At 38.6% G+C, this 17,107-nt stretch carries 17 protein-coding genes; all 17 read left to right on the top strand.

Annotation, left to right across the window (positions count from 1 at the left end):
• Positions 1 to 33: 33 nt before the first annotated feature.
• Positions 34 to 996: a class II fructose-bisphosphatase gene (gene glpX / locus Q5760_RS24605; RefSeq protein ID WP_428910122.1), complete on the top strand. Its 963-nt coding sequence runs from the start codon at positions 34 to 36 to the stop codon at positions 994 to 996.
• 300 nt (positions 997 to 1,296) lie between these two features.
• A complete protein-coding gene (rho, locus tag Q5760_RS24600) occupies positions 1,297 to 2,562 on the top strand; it encodes a transcription termination factor Rho (protein ID WP_428910121.1) in 1,266 nt (421 codons plus the stop codon).
• 147 nt (positions 2,563 to 2,709) lie between these two features.
• The gene (gene rpmE, locus Q5760_RS24595; protein ID WP_428910120.1) at positions 2,710 to 2,910 is read left to right on the top strand and encodes a 50S ribosomal protein L31; all 201 of its coding nucleotides are present in this window, start codon (positions 2,710 to 2,712) and stop codon (positions 2,908 to 2,910) included.
• A gap of 544 nt (positions 2,911 to 3,454) precedes the next feature.
• Positions 3,455 to 4,525 (top strand): peptide chain release factor 1, encoded by a 1,071-nt coding sequence (gene prfA, locus Q5760_RS24590; RefSeq protein ID WP_428910119.1) that lies wholly within the window; start codon positions 3,455 to 3,457, stop codon positions 4,523 to 4,525.
• 2 nt (positions 4,526 to 4,527) lie between these two features.
• Complete coding sequence (prmC, locus tag Q5760_RS24585) at positions 4,528 to 5,385, top strand: peptide chain release factor N(5)-glutamine methyltransferase (RefSeq protein WP_428910118.1); 858 nt, start codon at positions 4,528 to 4,530, stop codon at positions 5,383 to 5,385.
• Between the two features lie 136 nt (positions 5,386 to 5,521).
• Positions 5,522 to 6,217 carry a stage II sporulation protein R gene (spoIIR, locus tag Q5760_RS24580; protein WP_428910117.1) on the top strand — a complete coding sequence of 232 codons (696 nt, stop codon included), beginning with the start codon at positions 5,522 to 5,524 and terminating at the stop codon, positions 6,215 to 6,217.
• Positions 6,218 to 6,499: 282 nt separating this feature from the next.
• On the top strand, positions 6,500 to 6,943 hold the full coding sequence (locus Q5760_RS24575) for a hypothetical protein (RefSeq protein WP_428910116.1): 444 nt from the start codon (positions 6,500 to 6,502) through the stop codon (positions 6,941 to 6,943).
• A 178-nt stretch (positions 6,944 to 7,121) separates the two neighbouring features.
• Positions 7,122 to 8,165, top strand: coding sequence for an L-threonylcarbamoyladenylate synthase (locus Q5760_RS24570; RefSeq protein ID WP_428910115.1), 1,044 nt, complete (start codon positions 7,122 to 7,124; stop codon positions 8,163 to 8,165).
• A 729-nt stretch (positions 8,166 to 8,894) separates the two neighbouring features.
• Positions 8,895 to 9,767, top strand: a complete 873-nt coding sequence (locus Q5760_RS24565) for an IS110 family transposase (protein WP_428910114.1) — start codon at positions 8,895 to 8,897, stop codon at positions 9,765 to 9,767.
• Between the two features lie 3 nt (positions 9,768 to 9,770).
• On the top strand, positions 9,771 to 10,295 hold the full coding sequence (locus tag Q5760_RS24560; RefSeq protein ID WP_428910113.1) for a transposase: 525 nt from the start codon (positions 9,771 to 9,773) through the stop codon (positions 10,293 to 10,295).
• Positions 10,296 to 10,711: 416 nt separating this feature from the next.
• A complete protein-coding gene (locus tag Q5760_RS24555; RefSeq protein ID WP_428910112.1) occupies positions 10,712 to 11,266 on the top strand; it encodes a manganese efflux pump MntP family protein in 555 nt (184 codons plus the stop codon).
• A gap of 140 nt (positions 11,267 to 11,406) precedes the next feature.
• A complete protein-coding gene (locus Q5760_RS24550; protein ID WP_428910111.1) occupies positions 11,407 to 11,862 on the top strand; it encodes a low molecular weight protein arginine phosphatase in 456 nt (151 codons plus the stop codon).
• 12 nt (positions 11,863 to 11,874) lie between these two features.
• The gene (locus Q5760_RS24545) at positions 11,875 to 13,170 is read left to right on the top strand and encodes a methyl-accepting chemotaxis protein (protein WP_428910110.1); all 1,296 of its coding nucleotides are present in this window, start codon (positions 11,875 to 11,877) and stop codon (positions 13,168 to 13,170) included.
• A gap of 373 nt (positions 13,171 to 13,543) precedes the next feature.
• Positions 13,544 to 13,990, top strand: coding sequence for a ribose 5-phosphate isomerase B (gene rpiB / locus Q5760_RS24540; RefSeq protein ID WP_428910109.1), 447 nt, complete (start codon positions 13,544 to 13,546; stop codon positions 13,988 to 13,990).
• A gap of 108 nt (positions 13,991 to 14,098) precedes the next feature.
• Positions 14,099 to 14,668: a TIGR01440 family protein gene (locus Q5760_RS24535; RefSeq protein ID WP_428910108.1), complete on the top strand. Its 570-nt coding sequence runs from the start codon at positions 14,099 to 14,101 to the stop codon at positions 14,666 to 14,668.
• Between the two features lie 352 nt (positions 14,669 to 15,020).
• Positions 15,021 to 16,262, top strand: a complete 1,242-nt coding sequence (glyA, locus tag Q5760_RS24530) for a serine hydroxymethyltransferase (RefSeq protein WP_428910107.1) — start codon at positions 15,021 to 15,023, stop codon at positions 16,260 to 16,262.
• Between the two features lie 148 nt (positions 16,263 to 16,410).
• The gene (gene upp / locus Q5760_RS24525; RefSeq protein WP_428910106.1) at positions 16,411 to 17,040 is read left to right on the top strand and encodes a uracil phosphoribosyltransferase; all 630 of its coding nucleotides are present in this window, start codon (positions 16,411 to 16,413) and stop codon (positions 17,038 to 17,040) included.
• Positions 17,041 to 17,107 lie beyond the last annotated feature (67 nt).

Genomic DNA, 17,107 nt, shown 5'->3' with positions numbered 1-17,107 from the left:
GGGAATAAATTATATAATTAGGAGAGGTAGAAAATGGAAAGAAGTTTAACAATGGAATTAGTACGGGTAACAGAAGGTGCTGCACAGCAATCAGCACGCTGGTTAGGTAGAGGGAAAAAAGATGAAGCGGATGATGCAGCTACAACTGCAATGCGCGAAGTTTTTGATACAGTACCGATGCGTGGAACGGTTGTCATCGGTGAAGGTGAAATGGACGAAGCACCTATGCTTTATATTGGTGAAAAATTAGGGACAGGCTGGGGACCAAATGTGGACGTAGCAGTAGACCCAGTAGAAGGAACGGAGATTGTTGCAGCAGGTGGATGGAATGCATTAGCCGTTTTAGCGGTTGCCGATCAAGGAAACCTTCTACATGCTCCAGATATGTATATGGAAAAAATCGCTGTTGGACCAGAAGCTGTAGGAGTCGTTGACATCAATGCTCCTGTTATTGAAAATTTAAAAGCCGTAGCCAAAGCGAAAAATAAACCAATTGAAGACGTGGTTGTGACAATCTTAAATCGTGAACGCCATGCAGAGATTATTAAACAAATTCGTGAAGCTGGTGCCCGTATTAAGCTGATTGAAGCTGGGGATGTAGCTGGAGCGATGAACACAGCGTTTGAAGAAACAGGCGTTGATATCTTATTGGGATCTGGAGGCGCTCCAGAAGGTGTATTAGCGGCTGTTGCATTAAAATGTCTAGGGGGGGAGCTTCAAGGGAAACTTTTACCACAAAGTGATGAAGAAATCAGACGTTGTAAGGAAATGGGTGTAGAAGTGAACCAAGTCCTTTATATGGATGATTTAGTTAAAGGTGATGACGCCATCTTTGCAGCAACCGGAATCACAGATGGAGAGCTTCTTAAAGGAGTTCAATTCAGAGGCGGATATGCAACAACTCATTCTGTTGTTATGCGTGCTAAATCTGGTACGGTTCGTTTTATTGAAGGCAGACATAGCTTAGCGAAAAAGCCAAACCTGGTTATAAAATAAGCATGAATGTGCTCTGGCAGGTATTTATTTTACCTGCTAGAGTTATTAACATATAAAGGATTAGAAAATAGAAAATTATTCCTTTTTTCCATCAAAAATATATTGATTTATGTCCACTGGAGAGGTAAAATAAATCATCCTTCTTCGTAAATCATGAAAACTAAAATATGAGAAGTTCTTCAATGGTTTTCAGATGCCTCTTAAATACAATGTAATCTTCCAAAAAACCTTTCATATCTATTGCCTAGAATGTTCTGCTTGTGAAAGGAATGATTGAAAATTCAAAAGAGTGGTGTAACTATGGGATTAAATATATCAAGTTTAGAGAATATGAAGTTGAAAGAGCTTTACGAATTAGCTCGTGAGTATAAGGTTTCTTATTATAGTAAATTAACCAAAAAAGAATTAATCTTTGCCATCTTAAAAGCACGGGCTGAACAGGAAGGGTACTTTTTTATGGAAGGTGTCCTCGAAATTATTCAATCTGAAGGCTTCGGCTTTTTAAGACCTATCAATTATTCACCAAGTTCAGAGGATATTTATATATCAGCATCACAAATTCGACGCTTTGACTTACGTAATGGGGATAAAGTTTCTGGAAAGGTTCGTCCTCCAAAAGAAAATGAACGTTATTTTGGATTGCTCCAAGTAGAAGCTGTTAATGGTGATGACCCTGAGTCATCAAAAGAACGTGTACATTTCCCGGCGTTAACTCCTTTATATCCAGATCGCCAAATGAAATTGGAAACTACTCCGAATAAAATCTCAACAAGAATTATGGATATTTTAGCTCCAGTGGGATTTGGTCAGCGTGGTTTAATTGTTGCCCCTCCAAAGGCCGGTAAAACGATGCTGATTAAAGAAATCGCTAACAGCGTTACGATTAACCATCCTGAGGCAGAATTGATTGTCCTTCTTATTGATGAACGACCTGAAGAGGTAACCGATATTGAGCGCTCCGTTCAGGGGGACGTGGTGAGTTCAACATTTGATGAAGTACCTGAGAACCATATTAAAGTGGCTGAATTGGTTCTTGAGCGTGCGATGCGTCTTGTTGAACACAAGCGTGATGTCGTGATTTTAATGGACAGTATCACAAGACTGGCTCGTGCCTATAACCTTGTCATTCCGCCAAGTGGACGTACATTATCAGGTGGTATTGACCCAGCAGCCTTTCACCGTCCAAAACGGTTCTTCGGGGCCGCGCGTAATATTGAAGAGGGTGGATCTTTAACGATTTTAGCCACCGCGCTTGTTGATACAGGTTCACGTATGGATGATGTCATTTACGAGGAATTTAAAGGGACAGGCAATATGGAACTTCATTTAGACCGTGCCTTGGCTGAGAGAAGAATTTTCCCAGCAATTGATATTCGTCGCTCAGGCACAAGAAAAGAAGAATTGCTCATTCCAAAAGATCATTTGGATCTCCTTTGGGCCATTCGAAAGTCCATGTCAGATTCACCTGATTTCTCAGAGAAATTCCTACGTAAGTTAAAGCATACTAAATCAAACGAAGAGTTTTTTGCTCATCTAAATGATGAAATGAAGGCAAAACGATCTTAATTTTTTTATAAATGGTAATAAATACGAAGTTGCATTTCAAATTAGACCTTGCTATAATATGAAGAGTGTTTTTTGTACAATGTTACGCTTAGGCGTATGTATATAACTCTGTCTCGAAAGATTCAGGGCGGAAGGAGATGAAAGGGAATGAAAGCAGGAATTCATCCAAATTATAAAAAAGCTACAGTGAAATGTGCTTGTGGAAACGAGTTTGAATCTGGTTCAGTAAAAGAATCAATCCGTGTTGAAACTTGTTCAGAATGCCACCCATTCTACACAGGACGTCAAAAATTCGCTGAAGCTGGCGGTCGTGTTGATCGATTCAATAAAAAATACGGTCTTAAATAAGAATTACGACTACGCTAAATTTAGTAAATGTAAACAGACAAACAGGCAGGTTTTCAACTTTGCCTGTTTTTTATTGCCGGAAATCTTTATTTAATATGGGGGATTTCTTGGCCTTCTCTGGTAAATTATGCTAAACCGCGCATAATCCCTTGAAAACGAAGTAAAAAAAATTTCCTAACGAAGTGATAGGATCCATATAGGTAAGAAACAATAGATAAAAAAATTAGGCTTTTCGATCTGTGTAATCGTTTTTGACTGAGAATATTGCCTATACTATAATTAAGAATAAAAGAAAAGTGCAAAAATATACTTTTTAACTAAGAGAATAGACTAGCTCCAGCGCCTAGCCCCTCGAGGTCACAAGTCAATCCGTTAGGAAGGTTAAAGGGCAAACCTTCGTGCCGGCTCGCCTTGTGCTTGACCGTACCGGCATAAGTGCAACTACTCCTTATCTCGGCCTAAAGGCTTACTTAGTCGGAGAGTTTACTTTATCGGGGCTCAGGAAGGCGCTTGCGCTTTTAAATTAAAAGAGGTGAGAGCAACAATGTTTGATCGACTACAAGCTGTTGAGGATCGATATGATAGATTAAACGAATTACTTAGCGATCCCGAAGTTATAAATGATACAACTAAATTACGTGAATACTCGAAAGAGCAGTCCGATATTCAAGAAACGGTTGCAGTTTATCGTGAATACAAAGAAGTGCGTGAGCAATTAAAAGACGCCAAGGAAATGTTAGAAGAAAAGCTTGATGCGGAAATGAGAGAAATGGTTAAAGAAGAGGTTAGCGAACTAGAAGATAAAGTTGAAGATTTAGAAGCGCGCCTTAAAATCCTCTTAATTCCAAAAGATCCTAACGATGATAAAAACGTAATTATGGAGATTCGTGGTGCTGCTGGCGGAGATGAAGCCGCCCTGTTTGCAGGTGATCTGTTCCGCATGTACAGCAAGTATGCAGAATCTCAACGTTGGAAAATTGATGTCATTGAAACACACACAACCGGTGTTGGTGGTTATAAAGAGATTATCTTTATGATTAACGGACATGGTGCTTATTCGAAACTTAAATTTGAAAATGGAGCGCACCGGGTTCAACGGGTGCCTGAAACTGAGTCTGGTGGACGTATTCATACATCAACGGCAACGGTTGCGGTTCTACCTGAAACAGAGGAAGTGGAAATTGATATCCATGATAAGGATATTCGTGTAGATACATTTGCATCAAGTGGACCAGGTGGACAAAGTGTTAACACGACCATGTCTGCTGTTCGTTTAACCCATATTCCAACGGGAATTGTGGTTTCCTGCCAAGATGAAAAATCCCAAATAAAGAATAAAGAAAAAGCCATGAAGGTACTTCGTGCCCGTATTTACGATAAGTTTCAAAGTGAAGCTCAGGCTGAATATGACCAACAACGTAAATCAGCTGTCGGAACGGGAGACCGCTCTGAGCGAATCCGCACGTATAATTTTCCGCAAAATCGTGTAACCGATCACCGCATTGGATTAACGATTCAAAAGCTGGATCAAATTCTTGAAGGCAAACTTGATGATATTATTAACGCCCTCATTATGGAAGAACAGTCCAGTAAATTAGAAAGTGCAGAGGATTAAGCATGGGTAAAGTTTTTGAAGCTCTTAAATGGGCTTCTTCTTTTTTACGTGAAAAAGATCGAGATGAAAATGCCGGAGAGTTATTATTACGTTTTTATACAGGGATGGACCGATCAAAGCTCTTAGCGAATTTGAGAGAAGAACTAGATCCTGCTGTGGAAAAGACGTTTCAAGAAGCGGTTGTATTGCATGGATCAGGTACACCGATACAGTATATCATGGGATTCGAAGAGTTCTATGGTCGCAAGTTTATGGTGAATGAACATGTCCTCATTCCACGACCTGAAACAGAGGAATTGGTCTTGAGTGCCTTAGAGCGGATGAAGTCTTTGTTTGGCGAGGATACAAGTCTGGATGTTGTTGATATTGGTACGGGAAGTGGTGCCATCGCAGTTTCTCTAAAATTAGAGCGATCCTCCCTCTCGGTTACTGCATCAGATCTTTCGAGGGATGCTTTAAAAGTAGCAAAGGAAAATGCTGAAACATTAGGTGCTGACATTAATTTCGTCAACGGAAATTTGTTGCAGCCTTTTATCGAGAAAGGACAAAAGTTTGATGTGGTGTTGTCTAACCCACCTTATATCCCGTTAGGCGATCAAAAACAAATGTCTATCGTTGTGACAGATCATGAACCGCACCAAGCCCTTTTTGCTGGAGAGGACGGTTTGGATATCTACCGAGACTTTTCCGAGCAACTGTCATTTGTTTTAAAAGAAAAGGCATTGGTAGGGTTTGAAGTAGGTGCTGGTCAAAGTCAGGAAGTATCCCAATTGATGCAAAAGGCTTTTCCTGCCGGAAAGATTGAAACGGTGTATGATATTAATGGGAAAGACCGAATGGTGTTTATCGAATTAGAGTAGAGAATTTCTCTCTCTCTCTTTTTTTTACGTAAAAACATTTAATAGATTCCTAGTCTATAAAAAAATTTATTTTTGCTAGTTTAAAAAGTTAGCTTCCTGTCCACAATGTGTTAGTGAAGGGACGGTGCTAACAAACATGAAACGAAAAGACGCTGCTATTATCTATTTATTAATTCTATCAATTGGAACGATTTTAAGTTTATATATACCAAAAAATGAAGTAACCGCAAATGAGGCTGTCGTCATCCCGAATGATGCGATTCGCCTTCGTATTCTAGCCAACAGTGATTCTGAAGAAGATCAAAGGGTCAAACGCTTGGTAAGGGATGAAGTGAATGCAGAAATTACCGAATGGGTATCACATTTAACGTCTAAGCAAGAGGCTAAAAGAGTGATCCAGGAGGGACTTCCAGAGCTTCAGCAAATTGCTCGGGATGTTTTAGAACAAGAACAAGTCAATCAATCGGTTAAAGTAGAGTTTGGAAAGGTAGATTTCCCAACTAAATTATATGGAAATTACTTGTATCCTGCCGGTGAATATGAAGCCATTCTGATTACCCTTGGTGAGGGAACAGGAGCAAATTGGTGGTGTGTACTATTTCCTCCCCTTTGTTTCCTTGATTTTTCAAACGGTGTAGCAGTCAGTGAAGGTTTTGATGAGGAAGAAGAAAAGCAAAAGGAAGATGAGCAACAGAAATCTCTTGAGGTTGTAAAAAATAAAGTCGATCAAGAGTTGAATCAACCTAAACCACCTGTTTACACAAGTGAAGATGAAGAGCCGGTTAAAGTGAAGTTTTTTATTAAAGAAATTTGGGATAAGATTTTTGGATAATAGAAGGAGCCTCTGGGCTTCTTTTTTTATGGCTGTGTTAAGTTGATCTTGTATTGTTAATTGTAGTGGAGTGGAAGGCGTGAAAACTTCTGTGGGAGAAGCGGGGAAGCGGGGTAGGCAAAGACATTGTAGACAAGAAGTGTCGTGGATAGCTGAGAGGCAAGCAAAGTGCATGTAACGGAAAACAACCACCGAGTTAACGTGGTTTTTTATAAAAAATGATTCTATTTACTCTATTTAATCATATTAATAGATTAACAAGGTTAATAGGAGGAATGGAACATGAATTCAATCGTACGGGTAGCAAAATTAGAGGACGTAGAAGTAGTAACAGGGTTCTTGGAAAAGGCAAAATTAAATAGTCATGGAATCGAGGAAATGGTGGATTCTTTTTTAATCATGGAGGATACTAGTGGAGTGAAAGCAACGATGGGAATGGAGATGTTTGGGGTTAGCGGTTTATTACGCTCATTAGTGATGACCGCAAATACTTCAGAAAATGATTTACTACAATTGTTCGAAGAAATGTTTTTACTAGCAAGAAAGAAGGAGGTAAAAGATCTATATTTAGCAACAAATAAATTAGGTGCAATGAAGTTTGTGGAAGTGTTAGGATTTGAAATTGTAGATAACGACCAGTTGCCGATGGCCTTTTCTCAGTCGGAGCATGTTAAACATATTTTGACTGTGGATAACTCAGTTTTCTTACGACGTAGATTAGTTTAAACATAAAAGTACCAGTTGGGGATATATCTACTAATATCCACAGGTTTTTCCACAAACTGCACAATTTTATCCACATTTTGTGGATAATGCTTGAGTTATAGCGATACTTCTTTTATACTTTCAAAGGAAAAATAGCATATTAACAGCAAAATTTTGAGTGTGTTGAAGGTGAAACAAAATGAATACTAATTACTGGGTTGTGGATAAAATTGTGGATACACTGGAAAATTCTCCACAACTTAAACAGGCAGCCGAATTATTGGAGCAAAATGAAGTCGTTGCTTTTCCTACTGAAACGGTATATGGCCTAGGTGGAAATGCCAAAAGCGATCTAGCTGTGGAAAAAATCTTTGCAGCTAAGGGTAGACCGAGTGATAACCCCTTAATTGTTCATATCGCAAGGAAAGAACAATTAAATGATTTTGTGGATGTTATCCCAGATTCGGCAAAGAAATTAATGGCACATTTTTGGCCAGGACCCTTAACCATTATTTTATCTTATAAAGAAGGAACTCTTTCTTCAAAAACGACAGCTGGATTATCAACTGTTGGGATTCGAATGCCGGATCATCAAGTAGCATTGGCGCTTTTAGAGCAGGTTGACTTGCCAATAGCAGCACCGAGTGCAAACCGATCGGGGAAACCAAGTCCGACGATGGCTCAACATGTTAAAGAAGATTTAGATGGTCGGATAGCTGGGATTGTTGATGGAGGACCGACCGGTGTGGGAGTTGAATCCACAGTGGTTGATTGTACAACGGAAATCCCTGTTATTTTAAGACCAGGTGGTGTGACAAAGGAACAACTGGAGGATGTAGTAGGTGAGGTTTTGTATGATCCGGCTTTGACCGATGTAAAAGAAACGCCAAAATCCCCTGGAATGAAGTATCGGCATTATGCACCAGATGCCCCGCTCTATCTTGTGGACGGTAGTAAAGAAGGAATTCAAGTATTGATTGATGGGTCAAGGCGTGAGGGGCTAAAAGTAGGGGTATTAACAACCGAAGAAAATCAGTCATTTTATGACGCAGATTATATTTTTACTTGTGGTAAGCGAGAACATCTTGAAACAGTGGCAAGCTCGATTTATGAAGCATTGCGTAGTTTTGATAAGGCGGGGATGGATCTCATTTATAGCGAGATGTTTCCTAATGTAGGAGTCGGAAATGCGATCATGAACCGATTGTTAAAAGCAGCAGGACAGAAAGTGATAAAAGGATAGGTGTAAACCGAAGACTAGGACGACAAGAGTTCGCTTTAAAAGTGCAAAACAGTAAATCGCAATGCAAATAGGGTGTGAAATTATATTTCTCGCCCTATTTTTTATTGCTGTAATAACTAAATTTTGGTTTTCTTGTGATTAAAAATTTAAATGTTAGTTTTCCTGTGATTAATAAATAAACGGAAAATTTCCGTTTAAATTGGAAAATAATCATATTTCTTTTAAACTAAGGGAATTTCTTTTGCTAATCGTATTCAAAACATTGAGTTTTGTCATATTTAGAGAAGTTAATCGGAATAACTCCGCTTATATCTGCTTCATAAGCCTCCCCTATATACATTAGTCGGATATTCTACGACTATAATCCTATTACCTATGCCGTCTTTCATCCTGCATAGCGTAAGTATATTCAACGCACATAAATAACTTATTTCCTTATAGAAACATCAGTGGCTTTCACTTCTCGTTATTACTAAACTGCATGGTATCGGCATTTTAACGTTATATTTTGAGGTTTTTTATGGGGGAAAGGATGCCAAATCTCCTTACAGAATATGTATGGTGACAGGTACCTCCCAAATTCTGACAGGTGCCTGGTGTATTAGATAATAATGTCGAAAGGTTTTTCCTTTCGGAAAATTAAAAAAGACCCCAGCTACTTCATGTTATAAAATAGAGGCACCTGACAGAAAACCTCAATCTTATATTCCGAAATGGAGGATGAAGTAGATGGGGTTAAAAAAATATAACAATATTAATAATATACAAGGAAAGAAAGGTAGTCAATTTAGTTCTCAATTAAGAGGCATTGATTTAGAAAAAGTATTGATAGTAGCCATTGATGCAGCTAAATTCTTTCAAAAGGCTTTATTATGTAATTACTTTGGGGATGTATTGGAGAAGCCGTTTTTCTTTGGAGTTAATCAAGATGGATTGAAATTATTATGTTCCAAAATAGAGGAAGCTCGTAGTGAAATTCAAGCAGAACGAATTTTTATTGGAGTGGAATCCACAGCACATTACTATGAAGATATCGTATACGAGTTAGGAAAAAGAGGTTATGGAGTTACCATCATAAACCCAGCTACTACATATGAGGAACGTGCCAGTGCATTAAATTGGAGTAAGACAGATGACTTGGATCTGTATGCAATTGCCCATGCTTTAATTCAAAATAAAGGAATGGAAAATAAGCTTCCAGAAGGTTCATATCGTAAATTAATGAAACTTACTAGGGCAAGAAGAAGAGAGGTTCAAAAACGTGCCTTAGTTAGAATACAGATTAGAACGCTAATGGATCACATTTGGAGAGACTTTCAAGGGTTTGTGGAGATTGAGAACAATAAACCTAAGAAAAAACTCATATTCAGTGACTTTTGGGGGCAATCTTCTTTATTTTTTATAGAACATTTTCCACATCCATCAAGTTTGTTAGAACAAGGCGAGAAAAAAGTTTGGGAGATTGTTAAGGAAAAAAAGCTGAGAATAAAAGAAACTCATATCCAAAAACTTTTTTATGTGGCTAGAAATTCAATTATAAAACAGGTAGAGGATGTTTCGGCTGAATTGCTTCTTCTTCGGTTAGCTATACAAGATTTATAACGGTTGAATGGAAATATAAAACTTATCGAAAAGGAAATTGAAAAGGAACTTCTTCAGACTGATGGGAGGCTCTTATTAACGGTCCCAGGAATCGGTGTAGTCACAGCAGCTGAGTTTTATAGTGAATTAGGTGACATTTCTCAATATGACAACGCTGGACAACTTATAAAGAAAGCAGGAACGAATCCAATAATAATTCAATCCGGTGGAACTCAAGGATATTATGGACGTATTTCTAAACAGGGCAATAGGCATTTACGCTTTATGGTTTATACAGTAGGTAAATGTTTAGCGCAGCACAATAAGGACTTGCGACCATATTATGAGAAGCTCAAAGCAAAGGGCAAACATGCCCGAAAAGCGTTTATAGCCTTGGGAAACAAATTTATTAGAATTGCTTTTTCAATGTTAAAAAATCGGAAGCCATATGAATCAAAACAATCAGACTACCGAGTGTTTAATGAAGTGAAGAAAAAATTACTTTATACCAAAATGAATACTTATTTAAATATTGTATTAGCCGCTTAAAGTTAAAAAATAATGAATCTCTCTTCTGGGATCGAGGGAAAATCGACATTGGTGCCGGAGGCGAATCGACCTCGAGTGACAGCATGATTTACCTTGTCCTGTAAATGCGAATTGTACGTTAATAACGGGTTTGAACTAACCAGGTTGCATCCATGCAGAATTGAAGCAAGGTAAGATTCTTATTCAGATCCGAGATGAGAGATTCATTTATAGCGTTTTCTGTCAGTTGCCTATGGAAAATTTTGTAAAAAATATGCATAGGGTGTGTTCCCTATGCATAAAAATCAAAAATTCCTATTTGACATAGTACGCTGTCACCCTACTAAATTCCCCCCAGTTCCGGTCGTCCAGGTTTTCCTTCTAAAAGTTATTGGACTTGCATAAGTTGAATTGAGAAAGCCTGAGGAGGAATGGGTATGTCGGGGATTATTGGAGAATTGATTACAATTATCATTATGGCCTTTGCGCTGGGAATGGATGCATTTTCAATTAGTTTAGGGATGGGCATGTATCGTCTTCAGTTTCGCCAGGTTTTAAATATTGGTTTTACGGTGGGGCTTTTTCATATATTTATGCCGTTATTAGGCATTATAGCTGGTCGGTTTTTATCAGAACGTTTTGATGCAATTGCTGGTTATATTGGTGGTGGTTTATTATTGATATTAGGGTTGCAAATGATTTGGTCAAGCTTTCGAGAAGATGGTGAGAGCGTGCTTACACCTGTAGGATTTGGATTGATTCTATTTGCTCTGAGTGTCAGCCTCGATAGTTTTTCAGTAGGATTATCTCTTGGTATCTATGGGGCTAAAACATGGCTTGTCTTGATTTGTTTTGGTGTTGGGGCCATGCTATTATCTTGGTTAGGATTGTTTGTTGGACGTTTTGTACAAGGTTGGATCGGGAAATACAGTGAAATTCTAGGTGGTGCGATTTTGTTATTTTTCAGCCTAAAGTTATTACTACCCTTTTAAAAAAACAGGAATAAAAAAATTCTATTTCTTATTTTTGGAAATGTGGTTAAATAATAATTGTGAAGGTTTGTTAAATTTTCACATCTAAGTCTATTGAACTAGTTTAAATTACCTTATAATGAATGAAAGGGTGTCTGTTTGTGACGAATGTTTTATTTGTCTGCACAGGGAATACATGTAGAAGTCCGATAGCAGAATCATTATTAAAGCATATAAATATTCCTGGTGTTGATGTGAAGTCAGCTGGGACCTATGCAGTAAATGGGAGTGAGGCGTCTACTCATACAAAAAAGGTATTAGATGAAAATAGCATTCCCCATAGCCACAAATCCACTACTGTTTCAGAAGATCTAATGGACTGGGCTGATTTTATTTTAACAATGACAACCGGTCATAAAAGGACGATTATCGATATGTTTCCGCATGCTCAAGCGAAAGTTTTTACATTAAAGGAATTTGCGAAAATGGAGGGGTATCCAGATATTGCCGATCCGTTTGGTGGATCTGTTGAACAATATCGTCATACCTACATTGAAATAAAGGAAGCTATTGAAAAAATAGTTGATATACTAAAAGAACATACATCATTCAAGTAAGGAGGAAACAAGGTGCAAGAAAAACAACATTATAAATGGGGCATCAGGAAGCAGCTTGTTATCTTTACAACAACACTCGCGATTATCACCTATACTACAAGCGGTTTTTTCATTTATATTCTTTATCCGATCGTTAAAGATTTTATTGGGATTGGAGAAATGACATTTACAATCATAACGTTTTTATTGGGAATTATATGGTCGGGAATACTCGCCTTTTTTGCAGCTGTGATTATCATCAATCCATTACGAAAGCTTGAAAAGGTTGCGATTAAAGCAGCTTCCGGGGATATTAGTGAAAAAGTGGACATACCAAAGGTAGATAATGAAATTCGTTCATTAGCCGTAGCATTTAATGAAATGTTAGTAAAGTTACGAGAAATGGTACATAACATTGATCAAAATTTCCAGCAGACGAATGAAACAGTCTTATCCATCTCGAATGAATCAACTGCAGCAGCAAAACAAGCATCAGCTATTGCTAGAACGACGTCTGAAATTGCTGCTGGTGCAGAAAATTCAGCTTCTGCTATTCAGGCAACAACCGAATCAGTTGAAGGGGTCATTGAAATAGCTCAACGTGTAGAGCAAAAGGCAAAGGTTTCTGAGTCGATTTCATGTAAAATGGTTAAAGACCTGGGGCATGCAAAGACGGTTGTTCAATCGCTTATTACTGGAATTGAAACGTTATCAAATGATAATCAACAATCGTTAATGACTGTTAAAGAATTAGAAGAAAACGCAGCAAAAATTGAACAGGTGATTCAACTTGTTGGAGAAATTGCTGGACAGACGAATCTACTCGCTTTAAATGCTTCCATTGAAGCGGCACGTGCTGGTGAACATGGAAAAGGTTTTGCTGTTGTAGCAGAGGAAGTTCGATTATTAGCAGATGAAAGTGCAAAAGCAGTTCAAGGGATTTCTCATTTAACGAAAAATATTCAACAAGGGGTCAACCGTGTCGTTGTTCAAATCAAACAACAGGTAGACACCGCTAATGAAGAGGTTTCAAAAGGTACGAAGACCAATGCAGCTTTAGAAGAAATGACAGCAAGTATTCATAAAATGGCAAACGCAACAGCTGAAATTTCCGATCTTGTGAAAGATCAAATGCATGGGATTAAGGCTTTATCAACTCAATCCGAAGAGGTGGCTTCCATTGCAGAAGAAACATCAGCAGGCGCTCAGGAAGTATCAGCTCTCATTCAATATCAAACAGACGTAATTGAAAGTGTTGAAAAGCTTACGATTCATTTAAGAGAACAAGCGGAAAGTTTACAAGGAACGATTACGCAGTTTAAAGTTTAACTTCCTTCAGCAAATGTCTTTGTAGCGAAAGCTTGCGACAGGTACAGAAGTCTCTATCGATTATAAGTGGTGAGATGAATGGAAGCTCTTATCCATTAAGTGGGGGTTCAAGCCCTAGATGATTGAAGTTAAAGCCTACGGCGGATGTCCCGGATTTTTTAAGGAAATTGCTCGAGCAAGCTCAGAGATTGTATCCGGACGCAAATTCGACGGGCGAATGTAATTAGAATACATCTATTGGACAAGCAATTTATAAAAATCCTTTTCCTGACTTTAGTAAAGAATGGAAGGGTTTTTATTTTTGGCTAATTGTGTCAAAATATAGGGGATAAGTATTTAAGTTTTCTAAAGCGGAATTCTAGGAGGTCTTTTTATGAAAGTGGCAATTGCTTCAGATCATGGTGGAGTGAATATTCGTGAGGAAATTAAATCATTAATGGATGAAATGGGTATAGAGTATGAAGATTTCGGCTGTGAATGTGGAACATCCGTTGACTATCCAGATTATGCGCTTCCAGTTGCTCAAAAGGTAGCAAACGGTGAGTTTGACCGTGGTATCTTAATTTGCGGGACAGGCATTGGAATGAGTATTGCAGCAAATAAAGTAAAGGGAATTCGCTGTGCCCTTGTACATGATGTATTTACTGCAAAAGTAACTCGTGAACATAATGATAGTAATGTGTTGGCTATGGGTGAACGTGTCATCGGACCAGGTCTTGCCCGGGAAATAGCTAGAACATGGTTATCAGGAGAATTTGAAGGTGGACGTCATGCCAATCGTGTAGCGAAAATCACGAAGTATGAAGAGGAGCAAAGGTAAGAAGTCGTTTTTCGACCAGGAATAGGTGAAAGAAATCGTTTTGACAGAACAAATCGTTATGAACCTTTCTTGTCCGATTATAGCTTCATTACGTTAGGAGGAGTGGCCATGAACACTAATACCATAGGTTCACAAATGGCAAAACTATTAGATGAGTTTCAAGAACAGGCTCAATTAAATAACAAACATCTACTTGTAGTCGGTTGTAGTACGAGTGAGGTATCTGGAAATCGAATTGGTACATCAGGTACCTTCGAAGTGGCGGAAGCCTTATTTTCTGAACTCGAAAACTTTCAAAAACAAACAGGTGTTTCACTAGCCATTCAATGCTGTGAGCATTTAAATCGCGCACTAGTAGTGGAAAAGGAAACTGCAGAGAAACGAAACTATGAGATGGTTTCTGTAGTCCCCGTACAAAAGGCTGGTGGCTCTCTGGCAACTTATGCCTTTCAACATATGAAAGATCCGGTAGTAGTAGAGTTTATTAAAGCGGATGCGGGAATTGATATTGGGGATACCTTCATTGGAATGCATCTTAAGCATGTGGCCGTCCCTGTTCGTGTTCCAAGCAAAGCAGTTGGAAACGCACATGTTACAATGGCAAAATCACGACCTAAACTAATTGGTGGCGAAAGAGCAGTTTATGTAAATAACCATGATAATCAATCCTGTAACTAAATTAATGATGATGGTGCTTTTTATTTAGTACCATCTTTTTTTGTTTTAGCTATGTTTGTAGTGTAAGGCACGAAGGCTTCTAAGGGAGAAGTGAGACAGGCGCATAAATAGGTGGCTCGGAGCAAACTTTAGCGGAAAGCAAAGTGCCTAAAACGGAAATCAACAAACAAGTTTACAGCGTTATATTCTTGCAAAACACGAATTATTAATATATACTTGTCGAATAATGTTCGGAATGGTAAAATAGTCGAAAAAGATAGAATGATTCCTTTTTTTTGCAAAGTATTCATTTCATTTTTTTCTAAACGTGGTAAGATTATTTTAAACAAAGTTGATATTAAGGGGGATCTTCATGAAACAGGTTGCGCAGCAAGATGAAAAAGTGTATAAAGCGATTGTACAGGAACTAGGACGTCAACGTTCGAAAATTGAATTAATTGCATCAGAAAACTTTGTTAGCCAAGCCGTAATGGAAGCTCAAGGTTCTGTATTAACGAATAAATATGCAGAAGGATATCCTGGTCGTCGTTATTATGGTGGCTGTGAATATGTAGATATCGTTGAGGATATTGCTCGCGATCGTGCAAAGGAGATCTTTGGCGCTGAGCATGTTAACGTACAACCACACTCAGGAGCACAAGCCAATATGGCCGTTTATTATTCAATCTTAGAGCATGGTGACACTGTGCTTGGGATGAATTTATCTCATGGAGGCCATTTAACTCATGGTAGTCCTGTTAACTTCAGTGGAATTCAATTTAACTTCGTTGAATACGGGGTTGACCCTGAGAAACATTTAATTGATTATAATGATGTATTAGAAAAAGCACGTCAACACAAGCCAAAATTAATCGTTGCAGGTGCAAGTGCATACCCACGTGCGATTGATTTTAAAAAGTTCCGTGAAATTGCTGATGAAGTAGGAGCTCTTCTAATGGTGGATATGGCGCATATTGCTGGACTAGTTGCAGCAGGTATCCATCAAAACCCTGTGCCATATGCTGACTTTGTGACAACAACTACTCATAAGACGCTTCGTGGACCTCGTGGCGGAATGATTTTATGTAAAGAGCAATACGCAAAGCAAATTGATAAGTCGATCTTCCCAGGAATTCAAGGAGGTCCGTTAATGCATGTGATTGCAGCGAAAGCGGTAGCTTTTGGAGAAGCTCTACAAGATAGTTTCAAAGAGTATGCTCAAAATGTAGTGACAAATGCACAAACTTTAGCAAGTGCCCTTCAAGCAGAAGGCATCACCCTTGTTTCTGGTGGCACAGATAACCACTTGCTATTACTTGATGTTCGTTCCCTTGGAATTACAGGTAAGGTTGGAGAGAAGGTTCTTGATGATGTAGGAATTACAGTGAATAAAAATGCAATTCCATATGATCCAGAAAAGCCTTTCGTTACAAGCGGAATTCGTATCGGAACAGCAGCTGTAACATCACGGGGATTTGGGTCAGAAGACATGAAGGATATTGCCGCTATTATGGCCTTAACGCTTAAGAACCCTGAAGATGAAACTAAACTAGCAGAAGCAAGACAACGAGTAGAAGCCCTAACAAGCAAATTTGAACTATACCCTGAATTATAATTTGGTGCCAGGCACCTTCCAATTTTTGGAAGGTGCCTCTTTTTTTCTGTTCGTGTTGCTCTTGGCGCTTTTTTTCTGTAAAATAAAACGCAGTGAAATTAGACAAGTTTTATCAAATTTAGACAAAGATCGGAAGGAGCATACGAACGTGGCAAAAGTTTATGTATTTGATCACCCACTTATTCAACACAAACTTACATACATTCGTCAAAAAGATACAGGGACAAAGGAGTTTCGTGAACTCGTTGATGAAGTAGCAACGTTAATGGCGTTCGAAATTACGCGGGATATGCCATTACAAGAGATTGAAATTGAAACGCCTGTACAGAAAACAAAATCAAAGGTTCTCTCTGGTAAAAAGATTGGTCTTGTTCCGATTCTTCGAGCGGGAATTGGGATGGTTGATGGCGTTCTTAAATTAATTCCAGCTGCAAAAGTAGGTCATGTTGGTTTATACCGTGACCCAGAAACATTAAAGCCGGTTGAATACTATGTGAAACTCCCTTCTGATGTAACGGAAAGAGACTTTATCGTTGTCGATCCGATGCTTGCCACAGGTGGTTCAGCGATTGCAGCCATCGACTCATTAAAGGCAAGAGGCGGAAAACATATTAAGTTTATGTGTTTAATTGCAGCACCAGAGGGTGTGGAAGCTTTAAAAGAAGCTCACCCTGATGTTGATATTTATATTGCTGCTCTTGATGAAAAGTTAAATGACCATGGCTACATTGTTCCAGGTCTAGGTGATGCGGGCGACCGCTTATTTGGAACGAAGTAAAAAGTCCATTGTAAAAAAGCAAATGGTACAAAAAAGCTAGGGAATCCCTAGCTTTTTTATTTTATTC

The organism is Niallia sp. Kr1 (assembly GCF_050389805.1).
In the GTDB taxonomy this organism is placed as follows: Bacteria; Bacillota; Bacilli; order Bacillales; family Cytobacillaceae; genus Bacillus_BD.
The sequence above is the reverse complement of the archived record's forward strand: the minus strand, read 5'-3'. Positions and strand labels throughout refer to the sequence as shown.

What these genes read in the sequence shown, in the direction of transcription:
- glpX (WP_428910122.1), top strand. Translation starts at nt 34, where the DNA reads ATGGAAAGAAGTTTAACAATGGAATTAGTACGGGTAACAGAAGGTGCT.
- rho (WP_428910121.1), top strand. Translation starts at nt 1,297, where the DNA reads ATGGGATTAAATATATCAAGTTTAGAGAATATGAAGTTGAAAGAGCTT.
- rpmE (WP_428910120.1), top strand. Translation starts at nt 2,710, where the DNA reads ATGAAAGCAGGAATTCATCCAAATTATAAAAAAGCTACAGTGAAATGT.
- prfA (WP_428910119.1), top strand. Translation starts at nt 3,455, where the DNA reads ATGTTTGATCGACTACAAGCTGTTGAGGATCGATATGATAGATTAAAC.
- prmC (WP_428910118.1), top strand. Translation starts at nt 4,528, where the DNA reads ATGGGTAAAGTTTTTGAAGCTCTTAAATGGGCTTCTTCTTTTTTACGT.
- spoIIR (WP_428910117.1), top strand. Translation starts at nt 5,522, where the DNA reads ATGAAACGAAAAGACGCTGCTATTATCTATTTATTAATTCTATCAATT.
- Q5760_RS24575 (WP_428910116.1), top strand. Translation starts at nt 6,500, where the DNA reads ATGAATTCAATCGTACGGGTAGCAAAATTAGAGGACGTAGAAGTAGTA.
- Q5760_RS24570 (WP_428910115.1), top strand. Translation starts at nt 7,122, where the DNA reads ATGAATACTAATTACTGGGTTGTGGATAAAATTGTGGATACACTGGAA.
- Q5760_RS24565 (WP_428910114.1), top strand. Translation starts at nt 8,895, where the DNA reads ATGGGGTTAAAAAAATATAACAATATTAATAATATACAAGGAAAGAAA.
- Q5760_RS24555 (WP_428910112.1), top strand. Translation starts at nt 10,712, where the DNA reads ATGTCGGGGATTATTGGAGAATTGATTACAATTATCATTATGGCCTTT.
- rpiB (WP_428910109.1), top strand. Translation starts at nt 13,544, where the DNA reads ATGAAAGTGGCAATTGCTTCAGATCATGGTGGAGTGAATATTCGTGAG.
- Q5760_RS24535 (WP_428910108.1), top strand. Translation starts at nt 14,099, where the DNA reads ATGAACACTAATACCATAGGTTCACAAATGGCAAAACTATTAGATGAG.
- glyA (WP_428910107.1), top strand. Translation starts at nt 15,021, where the DNA reads ATGAAACAGGTTGCGCAGCAAGATGAAAAAGTGTATAAAGCGATTGTA.